The following is a 17,322-nucleotide window of genomic DNA, read 5'->3' as shown; positions in this document are numbered from 1 at the left end:
GTTATGGATCGGACTTGTATAAAGAACCTATGAAAGGGGTCGAACCATTGATCGATGTCAATAAGTTTGAAAGCATGCAAATCGGTCTGGCTAGTCCAGATAAGATTCGCAGCTGGTCTTATGGTGAAGTAAAAAAGCCTGAGACAATCAACTACCGAACACTTAAACCCGAAAAAGATGGTCTTTTTGATGAACGTATCTTTGGACCTACAAAAGATTACGAATGTGCCTGCGGTAAGTATAAGCGAATCCGTTATAAGGGAATCGTTTGTGATCGTTGTGGTGTTGAAGTAACGTCAGCTAAGGTTCGTCGTGAGCGCATGGGTCATATTGAATTGGCTGCGCCAGTATCACACATTTGGTACTTCAAGGGTATCCCATCACGTATGGGACTAGTTTTGGATATGTCACCACGTTCACTTGAAGAAGTTATTTACTTTGCTTCATACGTGGTTACAAAGGGTGGTGATACACCACTAACTGAAAAGCAATTGATCTCAGAACGTGAATATCGTGAACTAAAGGCCGAATATGGTAATGCCTTTGAAGCCGGCATGGGAGCTGAGGCTATTCAAACCTTGCTATCTCAAGTTGACTTGGAAGAAGAAGTTACTGAACTAAAGGCTGAGTTGCGTGAAGCAACTGGACAAAAGCGTGTTCGTGCTGTTCGTCGTTTGGACATCATTGAAGCGTTTGTTAAGTCTGGTAACAAGCCAGAGTGGATGGTTATGGATGTTATTCCAATTATTCCTCCTGACTTGCGCCCAATGGTTCAACTTGAAGGTGGCCGTTTTGCCACTTCAGATTTGAACGATTTGTACCGTCGTGTGATTAACCGTAACAACCGTTTGAAGCGTTTGTTAGAGTTAAACGCACCTGGAATTATCGTGCAAAACGAAAAGCGTATGTTGCAAGAAGCAGCTGATGCTTTGGTTGATAATGGTCGTCGTGGTCGTCCAGTTACCGGTCCAGGTAACCGTCCATTGAAGTCATTGTCACACATGCTTAAGGGTAAGCAGGGACGTTTCCGTCAAAACTTGCTTGGTAAGCGTGTTGATTACTCTGGTCGTTCAGTTATCGATGTTGGTCCTTTCTTGAAGATGAATCAAATGGGACTACCACGCCCAATGGCTATGGAGTTGTTCCGTCCATTTATCATGAAGGAATTGGTTAACCGCGAATTAGCTGGCAACATTCGTGCCGCAAAGCGTAAGATTGACCGTCGTGATGAAGATGTGATGGATGTTTTGGAAGATGTTATCAAGGAGCATCCTGTGCTTTTGAACCGTGCACCAACGTTGCACCGTTTGGGTATCCAAGCGTTCGAACCAGTGCTAGTTTCTGGTAAAGCGATGCGTTTGCACCCATTGGTAACTGAGGCCTACAACGCCGACTTCGATGGGGACCAAATGGCCGTCCACGTGCCTTTGTCTGATGAAGCACAAGCTGAAGCTCGTTTGCTTATGTTAGCTGCTGGTCACATTTTGGCACCTAAGGATGGACAACCTATCGTTGCACCATCACAGGACATGGTTATTGGTAACTACTACCTAACAACTGAAGAAGCAGGTCGTGAAGGTGAAGGTATGATCTTTAAGGATCTTAATGAGGTCCGGACAGCTTACCAAAATAAGTATGTACATTTGCATACTCGTATTGGTATTCAAACAAGTTCATTGCCAGCCACAAAGCCATTTACAGCTGAGCAACGTTCACGTGTTATGATGACTTCTGTTGGAAAGTTGTTCTTTAACGACATTCTGCCAGAAGACTTCCCATACTTGAATGAGCCAACAGAAGCTAACTTACACGAAATTGATAATCGTTTCTTCTTGGAGCCAGGTGAGGATATCAAGGCACGTTACGCTGAGACACCAATCTTGCCACCATTTAAGAAGGGTTACTTGTCAGACATCATTGCTGAGGTCTACAAGGTTTATAAAGTTACTGAAACATCATTGTTGTTGGACCGTATGAAGGACTTGGGTTACGATGAGTCAACAAAGTCTGGTTTGACAGTGGGAGTTTCCGATGTTACTGACTTGAAAGAAAAGCCAGAACTTATCGCTGATGCCCACAAGCAAGTTGCAACTGTAACAAAGCAATTCCGTCGTGGTTTGATTACAGATTCAGAACGTTATGAACGCGTTATTGCTGTTTGGAATAAGGCTAAAGATGACATTACTGAAAAGCTGATTGAACAATTCGAGCCAGATAACAATATCTTTATGATGTCGGATTCTGGAGCTCGTGGTAACATTTCTAACTTCTCACAACTAGCTGGTATGCGTGGATTGATGGCCGCACCTAATGGTCGTATCATGGAGCTACCTATCATCGCTAACTTCCGTGAGGGACTATCTGTTTTGGAAATGTTCTTCTCTACTCACGGTGCTCGTAAAGGAATGACTGATACGGCCTTGAAGACTGCCGATTCAGGATACATGACGCGTCGTTTGGTTGATGTTGCGCAAGATGTCATTATCCGTGAAGAAGACTGCCATAGTGATCGTGGTTTGGATGTTACGGCTATTTTGAACGGTAACGAAGTCATTGAGCCACTATATGACCGTATCCTAGGTCGTTATACCCAAAAGTCTGTCTTTGATCCAGAAACTGGTGAGAAGTTGGTTGGTCATAATGAAATGATTACTGAGGATATTGCTAAGCGTATTGATGAAGCAGGTATTACAACAGTAACTATTCGTTCAGCATTTACTTGCAACACTGAACACGGAGTTTGTGTTCGTTGCTATGGTCGTAACATGGCCACTGGTGATGTTGTTGAAGTTGGTGAAGCTGTTGGTACTGTTGCCGCACAATCAGTCGGTGAGCCAGGTACGCAATTGACTATGCGTACGTTCCACACGGGTGGTGTTGCTGGAAACGATATCACGCAAGGACTTCCTCGTGTGCAAGAAATTTTCGAAGCACGTAACCCTAAGGGTCGTGCGATGATTACTGAAGTAACTGGTGAAGTTACTTCAATCGAGGAAAATCCTGCTGATCGTACCAAGGAAGTTACTATCCAAGGTGAGGCAGATACTCGTTCTTACACATTACCAATGGCTTCACGTATGCGTGTTGGTGAGGGTGATCATATCCACCGTGGAGAAACGTTGAATGAAGGTTCAGCTGATCCTAAGGAGATTATCCAAGTACGTGATACACTTGCAACTGAAAACTATATTGTGCGTGAAGTGCAAAAGGTTTATCGTATGCAAGGTGTTGAGATTTCTGACAAGCACATTGAGGTTATGGCACGTCAAATGCTACGTAAGATTCGTGTCATGGATCCAGGTGAGACTGATCTTTTGCCAGGTACTTTGATGGATATTGCGCAATTCCGTGATGCCAACGAAGGTACATTGCTTAAGGGTGGTTTGCCTGCAACGGGTCGTCCAGTATTGCTTGGTATTACCAAGGCATCATTAGAGACGAACTCATTCTTGTCTGCCGCATCATTCCAAGAGACAACACGTGTCTTGACTGACGCTGCTATTCGCGGTAAGAATGATCCACTTGTTGGTTTGAAGGAAAATGTTATTATTGGTAAGTTGATTCCAGCTGGTACTGGAATGAAGCAATATCAAGAAATTGAAGACAAAGTTGTTGCTGAGCCAATAACTGAAGAGGATGATACCCCAACTTCAATTGCTGATATTGAAAATGCCATGCATTTAACAAAATAAAATCTAACAGAAGATGAGTACCGTTATGGTAGTTATCCTGTAGTTAACTAAAATCTCATAGATGACATTCGGTTGTTGTCTATGAGATTTTTTTGTTAATATAACGGTATAGCCAATTATAAAATAATGAAGAAAGTAACAACCGTCGTAAATGACAGGAGGTTCAAATGGAAGATTTTCGTTTTCAAAATAGTACAGATATTCGATTTGGTAAGCATCATATTGATGAGGAATTGCATGAGGCCGTTGCTCAATTTGGTCAAAATGTCTTACTAACTTATGGTGGTGGGTCAATTAAAAAGTCAGGTCTGTATGATCGTGTAATGAAAGCATTAGCTGGATTGCATGTTGTTGAATTATCTGGCATTGCACCCAATCCTAAGATTGCATCTGTTCGTGATGGACAACAGTTGACGAAGGATCATGATATTGACGTTATTTTATCAGTTGGTGGTGGTTCAGTTCTTGATGCTTCAAAAGTGATTGCATCAGCTAAATATTATGATGGCGATGCTTGGGACTTAGTGGCTGATCGTGGTGCTAAGTCGCGTGCGAATATCAATCAATTACCTGTTGTCGATATTTTAACGCTGTCAGCAACGGGTTCAGAAATGAATTCAGGATCTGTTATTTCAAATCCGGATTTGAATATTAAACTTGGGACAAATGGCCCAAATACGCCAGCAGTGTCATTCTTAGATCCTCAGTTAACTTATTCAGTATCAAAGTGGCAAACAGCAGCTGGCTCGTTTGATATTTTCTCACATCTGACTGAGCAATATTTTGATCGTTCGACGGCCAATGATGTGAAAGCCGGTATCATCGAAGGTATGATGCGATCGGTTATTAAATGGGCACCAATTGCACTGAAAGAACCGGATAATTATGATGCCCGTGCCAACCTAATGTGGGGTGCAACAATGGCCTTAAATGGTATTGCGCGTTCGGGTAATGCTAATGGGTGGACTGTCCATCCAATCGAACATGAATTATCAGCTTATTATGATATTACCCACGGGGTTGGGTTAGGAATTTTGACGCCGCGTTGGATGAAACGGGTGTTATCGGATGAGACTGAAGCCAAGTTTGCTCGGTTTGGCCGTGAAGTTTGGCATTTAACAGGAGAAACTGACCGTGAGATTGCTGAAAAAGCTATTCAGGCAACTTACGATTGGATAAAGTCACTTGATATTCCAATGACACTTGGTGACGTTGATATTAATACAGATGAAAATTTTGTTGAAATGGCGCAAGAAGCCGTTCGCATTGGTGGTTTGGACCAAGCAGGTGGTTATGTTAATTTGACGGTTGATGATGTTGTTGACTTATATCAAGCTTCATTAACCACGGATGGCTTTGAATAAAATAATTACCGATGGTTGAGAAAAGACTAGGATAAAAAATATCCTAGTCTTTTTTATCTTGCTACGCTATAAGTCAAAATATCAGCATTATTGTTATAAATGGTTTCAAACCGTTTTCAGTCACGCTATCAATAAACGCGCTCCTAAAAACTGAAGTCTCAATGTAGCAACAATGTCGCAATTCCGTCTCTTCGCTCTGCTGCGAGCCAAAATAGCGTCATTATTGTTACACACCGACTTCAAACCGTTTTCAGTCACGCTCTCTCGTACTGCGATTTTTTGCTAGATGTGATATGCTATCAATTGGAAATAAAAGGGAAGATTATATTTAAAAATGAAAAAAATCGACAAAGGTATTGCATTTATTAAGCAAAATGTCTCAATGTTTCGTTGTTTGGTGGACAATGAGCCATATGATCATGTGGATGGGCATAGTTTAGTATGTCCACAAGGTCATCAGTTAGATTTAAATAAAAAAGGTGCCATAAATTTTTTAAATAAAACAGCCAATACAGAATATGATGATAGTATGTTAGCTGCCAGGCGTAAGGTGTTAACAGCCGGTCTGTTTGATGGTATTGTGCAAGCGGTGAATGCAGAGTTGCCAACTGGAAACCAACATATTTTAGATGTCGGTACAGGGGAAGGAACCCCCTTAAAGCGCTTATTAGATTTACGTCAACAGAATGATACGGCGATTGGTTTTGATATTTCAAAGGCGGGTGTGAATTTAGCAACGCAATTGGATACGGAGGCTTTCTTTGCTGTAGCTGACTTAGCCAATTTACCTTTTGCAGATAGTAGTTTTGATAGTATTGTTGAATTCTTTTCACCGAGCGCCTATGAAGAATTTAAACGTGTTTTAAAACCTGGTGGGACTTTAGTTAAGGTTGTACCAGCGTCGGGTTATTTACATCAATTACGTGAAATGCTATACCCGGCTGATTCTCCTAAGCATACGTATCAAAATGATAAAGTTGTTCAGCGTTTTATGGAAAATTATCCAACAGCCACACAACGGGAAATTTCTTATGATTGGACAATTCCCACCGAGCTATATGTTGATTTGTTACATATGACACCATTGCACTGGGGAGCTCGACCAGAAACACAAGCGATGGCTGAAAAAACACCACTATCCAAAGTGACTGTGAATGTTGTTATTATGACAGTTCAGAACTAATTGTGCATAATGTGGATAAAATAATACCTTTTCCACAAATAATTGTGGAAAAATGTGTGAAAGTTCGGTAAAATGAATATACTAGGGTGAGAGCCCATCAACGATATTTAATGAACGGAGTCTTGCGCGTATGTTTCCAGATCGCTTACGTGAATTACGAAAAGGTCGTAATATCACATTAGAGAACCTTGCTGAAGAAATGAATAAACATCTTGAGCCAGGCCAAAAGCCAAATACGGCTGCTCAAATTGGAAACTGGGAGCGTGGCGACCGTTCACCATCTTACATTGAAGTCCGTAAATTAGCCGACTTTTTTAATGTATCAATGGATTTCTTAGTAGGTCGGGCGATGTCTGAAAAGACTGACTTGTCACTGCTATTTTTGTCTGGTAAGGAAATTGATTTTAATGGTAAGCCATTAACGGATCAACAGCGTTTTGATATATTCCAATATGTCAATTCATATCTAAACCCAGTATCTTATACTGCTGAGAATGATGAGCGCAGTAATCATCAAGAAAATCTATTTTAAAAGGAACCAATATGAACCAAGAAGAGCTTATTCATTTTGGTACAGGCCGACAGCTCACTGAGATTGATTATCTTAGTGAGCTGTTGTCGTATCAATCATTATTTGAAGAAATTCATTCAGTGACTAATTTAATACAGCAAGTTCAGCAAGCAGTTTTGGCAATCAATGCTGGATTACTGCCTGAACAATTACCAGTATTAAAAGTAACGGATGCCATGATTGCAGATGTGCAACGTTTTGTTCTAAATAAATATCCTAAGCAATCAAATAAAGGAAATATTTTGTGGGCAAAATTGGCAGAGGCATTAGAAAATGTCGATTTTTTAGTGCGTCATTTAAGAGATGCTTTAATTGAATATTTCAGTATGTATGGTTTTGTTTCCACGCCGTTTGTTAAAGATTTATCTGATTATATTGCTGGTGAGCCAGTCCTTGAATTAATGGCAGGTCATGGTTATTTATCGGCAGGTCTACGAGCTTGTCAACCGGAACAAACAATAATTGCTACGGATAACCAAGCATGGCATGATCAACCAGATGTGAATCTGCGTCAACCAGTGACAACGGTATACAAGATGTCAGCATTATCAGCGTTAAAGAAGCATGGTGATGGGGTGGCTGTTATTCTGATGAGTTGGGCACCTGATACGTCAGCAGATGATTTGCGGGTATTGCAACTTATCCGCGAGCAATATTCGGATAAGAAGTTTATTGTAATTGGTGAAAAGAATGGGGCAACGAATTCTAAGGCTTTCTGGTCAGAGGCTAAATTAAAACCACTGTTAAATACCCATCATCAGTCGTTTGATTTGATTGATGAACGTGTTTTTGAAGTAGAATAAATAAAGGGATATGTATGTTAGCAAGGGAAACAAAACAGCAGACGGTGACATTAGTTATTTCGACCATCGTATTGGGCTTAGTTGTTGGTCTTAGTTCATTATTTCTTGGTCAATTATTAGATGTCGTTGAGCGATTATTTTTACATTTTGAGGAAAATGCCGCAGTTCCAGTGCCTACAGAAACAACAGCCGTTAATCGGCTTGTGTCTGTCACACTGGGTGGTCTAATTGTGGCAATTATTTGGTACACTTTAAAGCGATATGCGCAATCAACGGTCAGCATTAAGCAGGCGTTGCAGGGCGAAAAAATGCCCTTTGCAGCCACCGCGGTTCATGTGATGACGCAAATCTTTTATGTTGGAACAGGTGGTTCAATTGGCCGTGAATTAGCGCCACGAGAAGCAGGAGCCATGCTAGCTCAGCAATGGCAAATGATTATGAAACGAGTTGGCCTAGCAAAGTTATCAACAGATGATCAGCGTTTATTGATTGCTGCCGCTGCTGGTGCGGGTTTCGCAGGAATTTATATTGCCCCAATCACGGGGATGTTATTTGCAGTTGAGATATTATTAAAAAAGGTAGATATGAAAAGTGTCGCCGTTAGTTTGAGTATGTCAGTTATTGCAATGTTGATTGGTTCAATTTCAAAGGGTTTTGTTCCTTATTATTTAATCGCCAAAAAAGACTTTACACTAAATATGTTACCTTTTGTGTTGGTCGTTGGTTTATTAATGGGTGTATTAGGCGCCTATTTCCGGCGAGGATTCCAATGGGCAGGTAAGCATAGTGCACTGAGCTCACAAATTTTATGGCAATTACCATTAGCAGCTTTAATAACAGGTTTAATTGCGATGTTTATGCCCGAAATTATGGGAAATGGTCGCGGATTAGCTGAGTTTGCATTTGTGAATACAGATTATCATTTAGCACTTTTCTTATTGGTGGGTGCATTATTAAAAGCAGTTGTGACGATCATGACAATAAAAGGTGGGGCATCAGGTGGGACATTAACACCATCGATTGCTATTGGTAGTTCACTTGGTGTGTTGATTGGCTTTGTCTATGTATTGTTTGTACCCAGCGCATCACTTGTCCAAGCAGGTGTCATTGGCGCCGCAGGCTTCTTAGCAGCTTCCCAGCAAGCGCCACTAATGGCATTATTTATGTTATTTGAGGTTTGTCATTTAGATTATTCAGCACTGTTGCCAATGGGGCTGTCAGTTGCTCTGGCTAGTGCTTCATCAAAATGGATTTTAAAATAGTATAGATTGTTAACAAAAAAGTGGTTGCGACGTTTGTTCCGTCGCAACCACTTTTTAAGTATTATAAATTTAATTAACTAACTAGTCTTCTCTTTCGGGTAGAACCATCCAAAGAACAAGATAAATAATTAGACCAGGCACCGGTGTCAGGGTCAATAGAACCCAAATCAAACGAAGTAAAGCAACGCTCCAACCGAAACGCTCAGCTATTCCGCCAATAACACCAGCAAAAATACGATGATTTTTTGAACGATATAGATTCATTTGTATTCCCTCCTTGTGAAGCCTTTCCCTAAGTATAACGTAATATGACAGAAATAGGGTGATTTGACTCTTACCTATGGGGCTTTAGTAGATTAAGTAATGTTTATTTTAAAATTTTGCAGCAGCACGTTTAACCAGTCGTGAATTTGCAAATAACGTTGCTAAGAAAATGCAGCCTAGATTTGCAAATGTGAATATGATAAAGACGCCAGCTGTTCCTTGTGCCGCAATCAGCATTGGGAAAATCAAGCTAATGACGAAGTTTGTCAACCAAGTCATGGCTGTACCAATGGCGTTAAAAGTTGTTTTTAATTGCTGTGGGAACATTTCAGATAGTAGTAACCAAGTTGTTGGACTGACTAAACCTTGTTGAGTAGCCAAAAAGAATGACAATATAATTAATACTAATATATTATTCATTGATGCTGCTAGTGGTGATGTTTTCATTACCCAGCTCAATAGTCCTAAACTAAATACGTTGGCAATTAGGCCAATAGTTAATAAACGGTAGGGTGATAAACGCTCTACAACTGGTTTACCAACAAAAATGGCTAATGAAGAAACGACACCAATTAGCACGTTTCCATACAATGAGCCACCAGATCCCAGACCAACTTTTTCAAGAATGACAGAACCGTAGTACATGACCGTATTAATACCAGATGCTTGTTGAATAAAACCAACCGTAATACCAGCACCTAGTAAGTAAAGAGCAGATTTTGATGAAAAAATCTGATGCCAATCGGCTTTGTCACCCTGTTTTACTGATTCCTTTGCTTCGATGACATTTTCATGAATATCGTTTTTGGAGAATCCAAGTTCTTTGAAGATATGACGCGCATGGTCACGCTTCTGTTGTAACAAATACCAAAATGGACTGTTTGGTATTTTTGATGATGCTATCCAGAGTAAAATTGCGGGGATGGCAGCCGCCAACATCATAATTCGCCAGATTGGATGCCAATCAGGCCAAATAGTTCCCAGAATGGCATTGACAGTAAAGGCGGCTAATTGCCCAAGAACAATACCAATGGCATTTTTGTTAACATTCTGAGCTTCTAACGTTTCTGGAGAAACTTCATTTAGATACAATGGCGATAAACTGGATGCGCAACCAACAGATAAGCCAAGAATGAATCGCGAGATAATCAGCATCCATGCATTAACGGACAAAGCACAAGCGAGGGTTGCTACCGTAAAGATAGCGGCCACCCACTGTAATAATCGTTTACGTCCGAGCTTATCGGCAAGGGTTGTGTTTGCTAATGCACCAAACATACAGCCAAGTACGAGGGCACTAGAAATTAAGCCTTGCAGAGTTGGTGACGCCCCCAATTGATCAGGCCGATTAATGAAGGTTAATGCCCCATTAATCACCCCAGTATCGTAACCAAATAGAAAACCACCCAAAGCAATCACATATGAGGTATAACTCAAAAACGGATTATTCTTTTTCGGACCAGATTTCTCTTTATGCAAAATTAATACACTTCCTTTCAAAAATTCATTCAATAAATAATTACATAAACCATTGTTATGAAGTATTAAACAAGTGATGAAAGTATGACAATACTTGTCAGAAGTTAACAATTTCTACTTATTAGTGTAATAACACGAAACTTAAATGAAAATTAAAAATGTGTGGTGCGGATATGAAAGTATAAATGAAAAAAGTCGAAGAGATTTGGGTAAAAATACCCGGGTCTCTTCGACTAGTTAAAAGCTTTCTAAATTTGTGATTGGAACAACGTTACACTCGGCTTCAAACCGCTTTGATTCACACTCTGCATAAACGTGTTCCAAAAGACTGAAGCCTCAATGTAACGAGATGTCACTGTTCCTGATCTACGCTGCGCTACGATCAAAAACCGTGCCACCGTCGTTACACACCGGCTTCAAAGCATCTTTTGTCACACTCTGATTAAACGTGTTCACAAAACTGAATTCTCAATGTAACGCCGTATGGACTCTTCCCGTCCTACGCGTTGCTTCGGCCAGAAACAGCCCAAACAACGTTACACACCGAATTCAAACCACTTTGATTCACACTCTGATTAAACAAATTGTTCTGACAGGCGCAGGAACTCGTCGATATCTTTTTTCACTAAATCAGCGCCAGCCTGCCAAAAGTCTGGTTTTGTTAGGTCAACACCGAGGTGCTTCTTAGCTAATTCTTCGGTCGTCATATTTGCTGTATCACGTAATAGTGAGATATAGGCTTCCTCAAAATTATCTTGTGTTTGTGCCCAGGCATAAATTCCCTGGCTGAATAGGTAACCAAAGGTATATGGGAAGTTGTAGAATGGGACATCATCAATATAGAAGTGTAACTTAGATGCCCAGAAGTGTGGGTGACGTTCATCCAAAATACCACCAAAGGCTTGCTTTTGTGCATCATCCATTAATTCGTTTAATCGTGAAGCCGGCACAAAACCACCTCCACGTTCTTCGTAGAAACTCTTTTCGAATAAGAAACGCGTGCGGATGTTTAAGAACATCGCAATGGGATTATCCATCTTTGCATTAAGCAAAACAACTTTTTCGGCATCTGACTTGGCATTTTGTACATTGGCATCAGCAATCAACATTTCGGCAAAGGTTGATGCGGTTTCAGCAACATTCATCGCATAAGAATCGCGCCAAACAGGCAAATCAGTTAATACAGAGGTGTGGAAGCCATGACCGATTTCGTGAGCAATTGTTGCCGAATCATTGACAGAACCGGTAAAGGTAGTAATGATACGAGACTCACGAATGTCAGGAACACTTTCCATCCAAGCACCAGGGGTTTTACCTTGACGGTTTTCAGCTTCAATCCATTGGTTTTCAAACGCATGTTGCGCAAAAGCGGCCATTTTAGGAGAGTACTTACCAAAATTCTTAATGATAAAGTCAGCGGCTTCGTCATAGGTCATGGTTGTTGGTTCATAGTCACCTAATTTTGTAATGGGTGCTGATTGGTCTTGCCAACCGATTTTGTCTAATCCTAATAATTCTGCTTTACGTTCAAAGTAAGCTTTAAACATATCTTTGTTATCATCGACAACTTGCCACATCGTCTCCAAGGTTTCACGAGACATCCGATTTAATTCAAGCGGTTCCTCAAGAAAATCCTTGTAGCCATGTGCTTTTTGTTCTGTTAAACGAGAACCTGCCAAATGGTTGAGGGTATCTGCAGCCAAGTTCTCAGCGCTTCCCCACATTTGCTCATATTGGTGCATGATTTCGGCGCGTGTCTCATCGTCAGGATAATCATCGATTCTGTTCAAAGCTTGACCAGCAGACAATTCTTGTTGTTCACCATTTTCATCGGTATAAGTCATGGTCAAGCCAGCACTGATGGTATCGTAGTGCTCTGACCAAGCCTTAAGACTATCAAGTTTCAAGGTATTCAATAATTCTTCGGTCTGATCATCTAATAAACGGTCAGCTTGTGAGCGTAATTCATTCAGATAAAAAGCAACGGGTGCGACACTTTTTTCAGCGACAGCTTGTTTAAATTCTGCGTCTGAGAATGTTGTTAGTAACTTGGCAAATGCATTTAAGGCAGCCTGGTAGGCAACATCCAACTCAGAAACTTTTGTTTGATAAGGACGATAAGCGGGGTTTGTATAGTCAGCTGCTGATAAGGCATTGACGAACAAAGCAGCTGTGCGTAGGCCGGAAAAGATAACTTGGTTGTCATCAACGAGCTTAGCAAAGCCTGAAAAATCATCGTCTTCTTTGACATCATAAGTAGCAACATTATTTTTTAAATCAGTGATTTGATGTGCTAGTAGTAATAATTTATCTGCAAATTCAGGTGATTCGATACCACCAGGGTAGATAGGATCTAAATCCCAGTTTAATGAATATGTCATTTTATCTCTCCGTTAATCTCATATTATTTTAATTATTTTAGCATAAATAGGGGGATGAGTATATGGAGGTTAAAGAGCTGTTGATTGTGTTGGCACGGGTTTATATTTTGACTCTACATGATACATATGCTAATCTATAGCTCATAAATACGAAAAGTGAGGGCTGTCCATTGAAGAATTAATACCAGGTTGAAATTGCAAAACGACTAATCCCATATTTAATGGGGTAGTGTCGGCATTTTCAGGTGGTATGGTGACTTCATGGGCGGCTTTTTTTGTGCGCTCTATGTTATTTTTACTACCTGATTTATTTAAATGGGGTAACAATATGAGCACAATTGAATTAAAAAAGTTAACTTTTGGTTTTGGTAATCAAACTCAGTTGTTGTTTGATCAAACCAATTTAATCATTGACACAAATTGGAAATTAGCTTTGATTGGTCGTAATGGTCGTGGTAAAACAACGTTGCTAAAGTTGATCATGGGTGCATACCCTTATCAGGGGAGTATCGTCCATCAAACAGCTTTCAATTATTTTCCACAACCAATCAAAGATGGCACGCAACTGACTTATTTTGTTCTGACTGAACAGAATGATATTGAGAGCTGGCGGATAGAGAAAGAATTAAATTTATTACAAGCAGATCCAAATATTTTGTGGCGACCATTTGATAGTCTTTCGGGTGGTGAACAAACAAAGGCATTACTAGCGCTGCTTTTCAGTGATGATCAACCCTTTCCATTGATTGACGAACCAACAAATCATTTGGATCAACGGTCAAGACAACAGGTAGCAAAGTATTTGAAGGCAAAAAATCAGGGCTTTATATTAGTGAGTCATGATCGATCATTTGTTGATGAGGTCGTTGACCATGTGGTTGCCATTGAAAAGCAGCAACTGATGCTATATCAAGGAAATTTTTCTGTTTATGAAAAACAGAAAGCTATTCGAGATAATTATGAAATAGAACAGAATAAAAAGTTAAAATCAGAGATTAGCCGGTTAAAGCAAACAGCTGCTGAAAAAGCAGAATGGTCACGCGGACGAGAAAGAGATAAATATGGCAAGCCGAATGTAAAAGGGAGTGGCGCGATTTTTGACACTGGGGCTATCGGTGCACGAGCTGCACGGACAATGAAACGTTCAAAAACGTTGGTTAACCATATGGAACAACGGATTGAATCAAAAGAAAAGTTACTTAAAGAAATCGAAACGACTGATTCGCTGATAATGAATGTTAAATCGAGCTATCATAGGCGGCTACTAGTAGTTGAAAATTTACAGCTAGGTTATGACAATCAAGCATTATTTCAACCGGTTTCTTTTCAATTAGAGACAGGGCAGCGAATTGCACTGCAAGGACCAAATGGTTCGGGAAAATCCTCAATTATTCATTATTTATTGGGAACGTTTAGTGGCCAGGCAAGAGGCAGCGTTGATTTAGCTCAAAATATACCGATTAGTTATGTTCGACAAAATTATGAGGATAATCATGGGACATTACCTGAATTTGCCCAAGAGCATCATTTGGTTTATGAAGAATTGCTAAACAACCTACATAAATTAGGATTAGAGCGCCAGGTGTTTGAAAATCGAATTGAAGATATGAGTATGGGACAACGTAAGCGAGTCGAGTTGGCTAAATCACTAGCAACTCCAGCCGAATTGTTTATTTGGGATGAACCATTGAACTATTTGGATGTTTTTAATCACGAGCAATTAGAGCAGGTGATTAAACTAGTGAAACCCACGATGCTGATTATTGAGCATGACAAAACTTTTATAAATAATATCGCGACACAAGTGATAAAACTCCATGGGAAATAAATATAAATTGTAAATTTTGTAGTGATGCAGAAAGCAGCTAAATCCTTATGATATAATACGTTGAGTGAGTTTCGTAGGTATAAGATAAGGATTTAAAAATGGTAAAACAACATAAAAAATGGTCTCGCAAAAGAAAAATATGGACAGTCGCAACAACATTAGTAGTGATTGTTGGTGCAGCTGTCCTGGGCGCTGGTGGTTATTTCTTTCACGTGGCGGAAGTAAGAGCAGAAAAGGATTTTGTTGGTAGTGGTTTGGTTAGCAAGAAGAATCCGTTGTATCCGCAACAACAGAAATGGCTAGCTGCTGATACAAAAACATGGCATTTAAAAGCTAAAGATGGCACAAAATTAGTCGGCTCATACTTACCGGCGACACAAGCAACTAATAAAACAGTGATTGTGATTCATGGATTTGGTGTTGATCATAAAGCCATGGCACCATATGGTGAGATGTTCCATCGCATGGGTTATAATGTGTTGATGCCTGATAACCGTGCGGCCGGTAAGTCTGAAGGTAAGTATATTGGTTATGGGTATCTCGATGCGAAAGATTACAAAGGGTGGATCAACGAAGTAATTGCCAAAAATGGTAAACAAAGTCAAATTACTGTGATGGGTGCATCGATGGGTGGCGCAACCACCATGATGTTGTCTGGTATGAACCCACCAAAACAGGTTCAGGCTTATGTTGAGGACTCTGGGTATACATCTGTGGCCGATGAGTTACATTATGAAGCCGGCAATATGTATGGGCTGCCAGATTGGTTAGCAAATATCCTTATCCCGGTTGTTTCAGGATATTCAAAAGTATTAGCTGGTTATAGTTATGGTGAAGCTGATGCAGAAAAGTTATTGGCACAAAACAAGCGACCAATGCTTTTTATTCATGGTGATAATGATAAATTTGTACCAACGAAGTTTCTGAAGCCTGTCTATGAAGCAAGTAATGGGCCAAAAGAAAAATATTTGGTACCAGGCGCTGCGCACGTGGAATCATATCGCACCGATCCAGTAAAGTATGAGGCAACTGTGCAGAAGTTTTTGAATATGTACTTTAAATAGAGAAAAATTAAATAAGAAAGGAATATTATGGCTGAACACTATTACACAGCAAATCCAACAACAGCACATGATGAACATACTTGGACGTTTTCGTTGTTTGACGATCCAGTAACATTTACGACCGATGCAGGTGTTTTTTCAAAAGGAACGGTTGACTACGGGACGCGTACAATGTTGACGGCATTTAATCAAAATATTCCAGCAGGAAAAATTTTGGATCTTGGTGCCGGCTATGGACCAGTGGCAGTTAGTTTGGCGAAGGTCATGCCAAATCGTGAATTTGTTGCTGCTGAAATTAATGAGCGTGCCGTGGAGTTAGTTGCCCGTAATGCTGAACAGAATCAGGTTGGGCAACAAATTACCGCAATACAGTCTGATCGGTATGAGCATGTATCAGGAAAGTTTGCCGCAATTTTGACTAACCCACCAGTTCGAGCTGGTAAGGAAATTGTGACGGACATGATTAGTGGTGCAGTGGACCACCTGGTTACCGGTGGGACATTGACGGTTGTCTTACAAAAGAAACAGGGCGCACCATCTGCCAAAAAGCTAATGGCTGAATTGTTTGGGAATGTGAAAACAATTGCCAAAGATAAAGGATATTACATTTTGGAGAGTAGCTATGTCGGCACCGTTAACAACTGATCAAGTTAACTATTTTATGGGTCTTGCATTAGCTGAGGCGCGTAAGGCCGCTGTTATCGGCGAAGTTCCGATTGGGGCGATCGTTGTCCAAGATGGTCAGGTCGTTAGTCATGCATTTAATTTACGTGAGCATATGCAGGATGGTAGTCAACATGCTGAATACCAAGCAATTATAGAAGCTAACCGGCAGTTACATTCATGGCGATTACCGGAGACACAATTGTTTGTGACATTAGAACCTTGTATTATGTGCGCAGGTTTGATTCAGCAAACCAGAATTACAGATGTTTATTATGGTGCAGCTGATCCTAAAGCTGGTGGTGTCACGTCAATGTATGAATTGTTGAGTGATACACGCCTAAATCATCAAGTAAATGTTCATGCAGGCGTACGCGCTGATGAAGCGAGTGCCTTACTAAAACAATTTTTTAAGGCAGTTAGAAAGCGAAAAAAGGCTGAGAAGCGGGCACGACATTTGGCTGCAGAAAATACTGGTCAAAAATGAAATTCCTTGCTATAATATAGTTCGTGGGGCAAATGCGCACTTCGAATTGTGTCAGGGTCGGAAGGCAGCAGCACTAAGGAGACCGTGTATTGTGCTTCACTTCTTAAGAAATTTAGTAGAGACTGGAACTAAAAATGTTCTGGTCTCTTTTTGTTTAAAATTTTGTTGTTTATGTTCCAAAAATTTTTAGCATAAACACGTGTCAAAAGTCTAAAAGTCAACTGTTATCACAAGGCGTTTTCTGATATTATTATTAATGATAGTTACAAATAGGTCAGTGA

Annotated in this window: 13 protein-coding genes and 1 other RNA gene; 11 read left to right on the top strand and 3 right to left on the bottom strand. The window is 40.3% G+C overall.

The window, feature by feature from the left end; all coding sequences use genetic code 11:
* Positions 1–47: 47 nt before the first annotated feature.
* From rpoC to FOL01_RS09175, 6 genes are all read left to right on the top strand, one after another.
* Positions 48–3,692, top strand: a complete 3,645-nt coding sequence (rpoC, locus tag FOL01_RS09200) for a DNA-directed RNA polymerase subunit beta' (protein ID WP_075270349.1) — start codon at positions 48–50, stop codon at positions 3,690–3,692.
* A gap of 167 nt (positions 3,693–3,859) precedes the next feature.
* A complete protein-coding gene (locus tag FOL01_RS09195) occupies positions 3,860–5,056 on the top strand; it encodes an iron-containing alcohol dehydrogenase (protein WP_075270348.1) in 1,197 nt (398 codons plus the stop codon).
* A 334-nt stretch (positions 5,057–5,390) separates the two neighbouring features.
* A complete protein-coding gene (locus FOL01_RS09190) occupies positions 5,391–6,239 on the top strand; it encodes a methyltransferase domain-containing protein (RefSeq protein WP_075270347.1) in 849 nt (282 codons plus the stop codon).
* Positions 6,240–6,369: 130 nt separating this feature from the next.
* Positions 6,370–6,771 (top strand): helix-turn-helix domain-containing protein, encoded by a 402-nt coding sequence (locus FOL01_RS09185; RefSeq protein WP_075270346.1) that lies wholly within the window; start codon positions 6,370–6,372, stop codon positions 6,769–6,771.
* A gap of 11 nt (positions 6,772–6,782) precedes the next feature.
* Complete coding sequence (locus FOL01_RS09180; RefSeq protein ID WP_083603480.1) at positions 6,783–7,613, top strand: SAM-dependent methyltransferase; 831 nt, start codon at positions 6,783–6,785, stop codon at positions 7,611–7,613.
* 14 nt (positions 7,614–7,627) lie between these two features.
* The gene (locus FOL01_RS09175; protein WP_075270345.1) at positions 7,628–8,875 is read left to right on the top strand and encodes a chloride channel protein; all 1,248 of its coding nucleotides are present in this window, start codon (positions 7,628–7,630) and stop codon (positions 8,873–8,875) included.
* An 81-nt stretch (positions 8,876–8,956) separates the two neighbouring features.
* Here the strand turns inward: FOL01_RS09175 and FOL01_RS09170 are convergent, their stop codons facing one another.
* The 3 genes from FOL01_RS09170 to FOL01_RS09160 all read right to left on the bottom strand — a co-directional run bounded on the left by FOL01_RS09170 (position 8,957) and on the right by FOL01_RS09160 (position 12,999).
* Positions 8,957–9,139, bottom strand: coding sequence for a PspC domain-containing protein (locus tag FOL01_RS09170; protein ID WP_075270344.1), 183 nt, complete (start codon positions 9,137–9,139; stop codon positions 8,957–8,959).
* A gap of 108 nt (positions 9,140–9,247) precedes the next feature.
* A complete protein-coding gene (locus FOL01_RS09165; protein WP_075270343.1) occupies positions 9,248–10,618 on the bottom strand; it encodes a sugar porter family MFS transporter in 1,371 nt (456 codons plus the stop codon).
* Positions 10,619–11,193: 575 nt separating this feature from the next.
* Positions 11,194–12,999 (bottom strand): M3 family oligoendopeptidase, encoded by a 1,806-nt coding sequence (locus FOL01_RS09160; RefSeq protein WP_075270342.1) that lies wholly within the window; start codon positions 12,997–12,999, stop codon positions 11,194–11,196.
* A gap of 328 nt (positions 13,000–13,327) precedes the next feature.
* On the opposite strand from FOL01_RS09160, the gene abc-f reads away from it, so the two are divergent.
* From abc-f to ffs, 5 genes are all read left to right on the top strand, one after another.
* Positions 13,328–14,827 (top strand): ribosomal protection-like ABC-F family protein, encoded by a 1,500-nt coding sequence (abc-f, locus tag FOL01_RS09155; protein WP_075270641.1) that lies wholly within the window; start codon positions 13,328–13,330, stop codon positions 14,825–14,827.
* A gap of 98 nt (positions 14,828–14,925) precedes the next feature.
* Positions 14,926–15,891: an alpha/beta hydrolase gene (locus tag FOL01_RS09150; protein WP_075270341.1), complete on the top strand. Its 966-nt coding sequence runs from the start codon at positions 14,926–14,928 to the stop codon at positions 15,889–15,891.
* A gap of 27 nt (positions 15,892–15,918) precedes the next feature.
* Complete coding sequence (locus FOL01_RS09145) at positions 15,919–16,536, top strand: class I SAM-dependent methyltransferase (protein WP_075270340.1); 618 nt, start codon at positions 15,919–15,921, stop codon at positions 16,534–16,536.
* Positions 16,514–17,041: a nucleoside deaminase gene (locus tag FOL01_RS09140; protein ID WP_075270339.1), complete on the top strand. Its 528-nt coding sequence runs from the start codon at positions 16,514–16,516 to the stop codon at positions 17,039–17,041. The genes FOL01_RS09145 and FOL01_RS09140 overlap by 23 nt, the downstream gene beginning before the upstream one ends.
* Before the next feature lie 20 nt (positions 17,042–17,061).
* Positions 17,062–17,147, top strand: an RNA gene (ffs, locus tag FOL01_RS09135) — signal recognition particle sRNA small type.
* Positions 17,148–17,322 lie beyond the last annotated feature (175 nt).

This window comes from Weissella thailandensis (assembly GCF_001932615.1).
Lineage (GTDB): Bacteria > Bacillota > Bacilli > Lactobacillales > Lactobacillaceae > Weissella > Weissella thailandensis.
This window is presented reverse-complemented; position numbering and strand designations above follow the sequence as displayed.

Bases quoted from the DNA above. Each gene is read 5' to 3' on its own strand.
- FOL01_RS09145 (WP_075270340.1), top strand. From the start codon at position 15,919: ATGGCTGAACACTATTACACAGCAAATCCAACAACAGCACATGATGAA.
- FOL01_RS09150 (WP_075270341.1), top strand. From the start codon at position 14,926: ATGGTAAAACAACATAAAAAATGGTCTCGCAAAAGAAAAATATGGACA.
- FOL01_RS09175 (WP_075270345.1), top strand. From the start codon at position 7,628: ATGTTAGCAAGGGAAACAAAACAGCAGACGGTGACATTAGTTATTTCG.
- FOL01_RS09195 (WP_075270348.1), top strand. From the start codon at position 3,860: ATGGAAGATTTTCGTTTTCAAAATAGTACAGATATTCGATTTGGTAAG.
- FOL01_RS09170 (WP_075270344.1), bottom strand. From the start codon at position 9,139: ATGAATCTATATCGTTCAAAAAATCATCGTATTTTTGCTGGTGTTATT.
- FOL01_RS09160 (WP_075270342.1), bottom strand. From the start codon at position 12,999: ATGACATATTCATTAAACTGGGATTTAGATCCTATCTACCCTGGTGGT.
- abc-f (WP_075270641.1), top strand. From the start codon at position 13,328: ATGAGCACAATTGAATTAAAAAAGTTAACTTTTGGTTTTGGTAATCAA.
- FOL01_RS09180 (WP_083603480.1), top strand. From the start codon at position 6,783: ATGAACCAAGAAGAGCTTATTCATTTTGGTACAGGCCGACAGCTCACT.
- FOL01_RS09190 (WP_075270347.1), top strand. From the start codon at position 5,391: ATGAAAAAAATCGACAAAGGTATTGCATTTATTAAGCAAAATGTCTCA.
- FOL01_RS09185 (WP_075270346.1), top strand. From the start codon at position 6,370: ATGTTTCCAGATCGCTTACGTGAATTACGAAAAGGTCGTAATATCACA.
- FOL01_RS09140 (WP_075270339.1), top strand. From the start codon at position 16,514: ATGTCGGCACCGTTAACAACTGATCAAGTTAACTATTTTATGGGTCTT.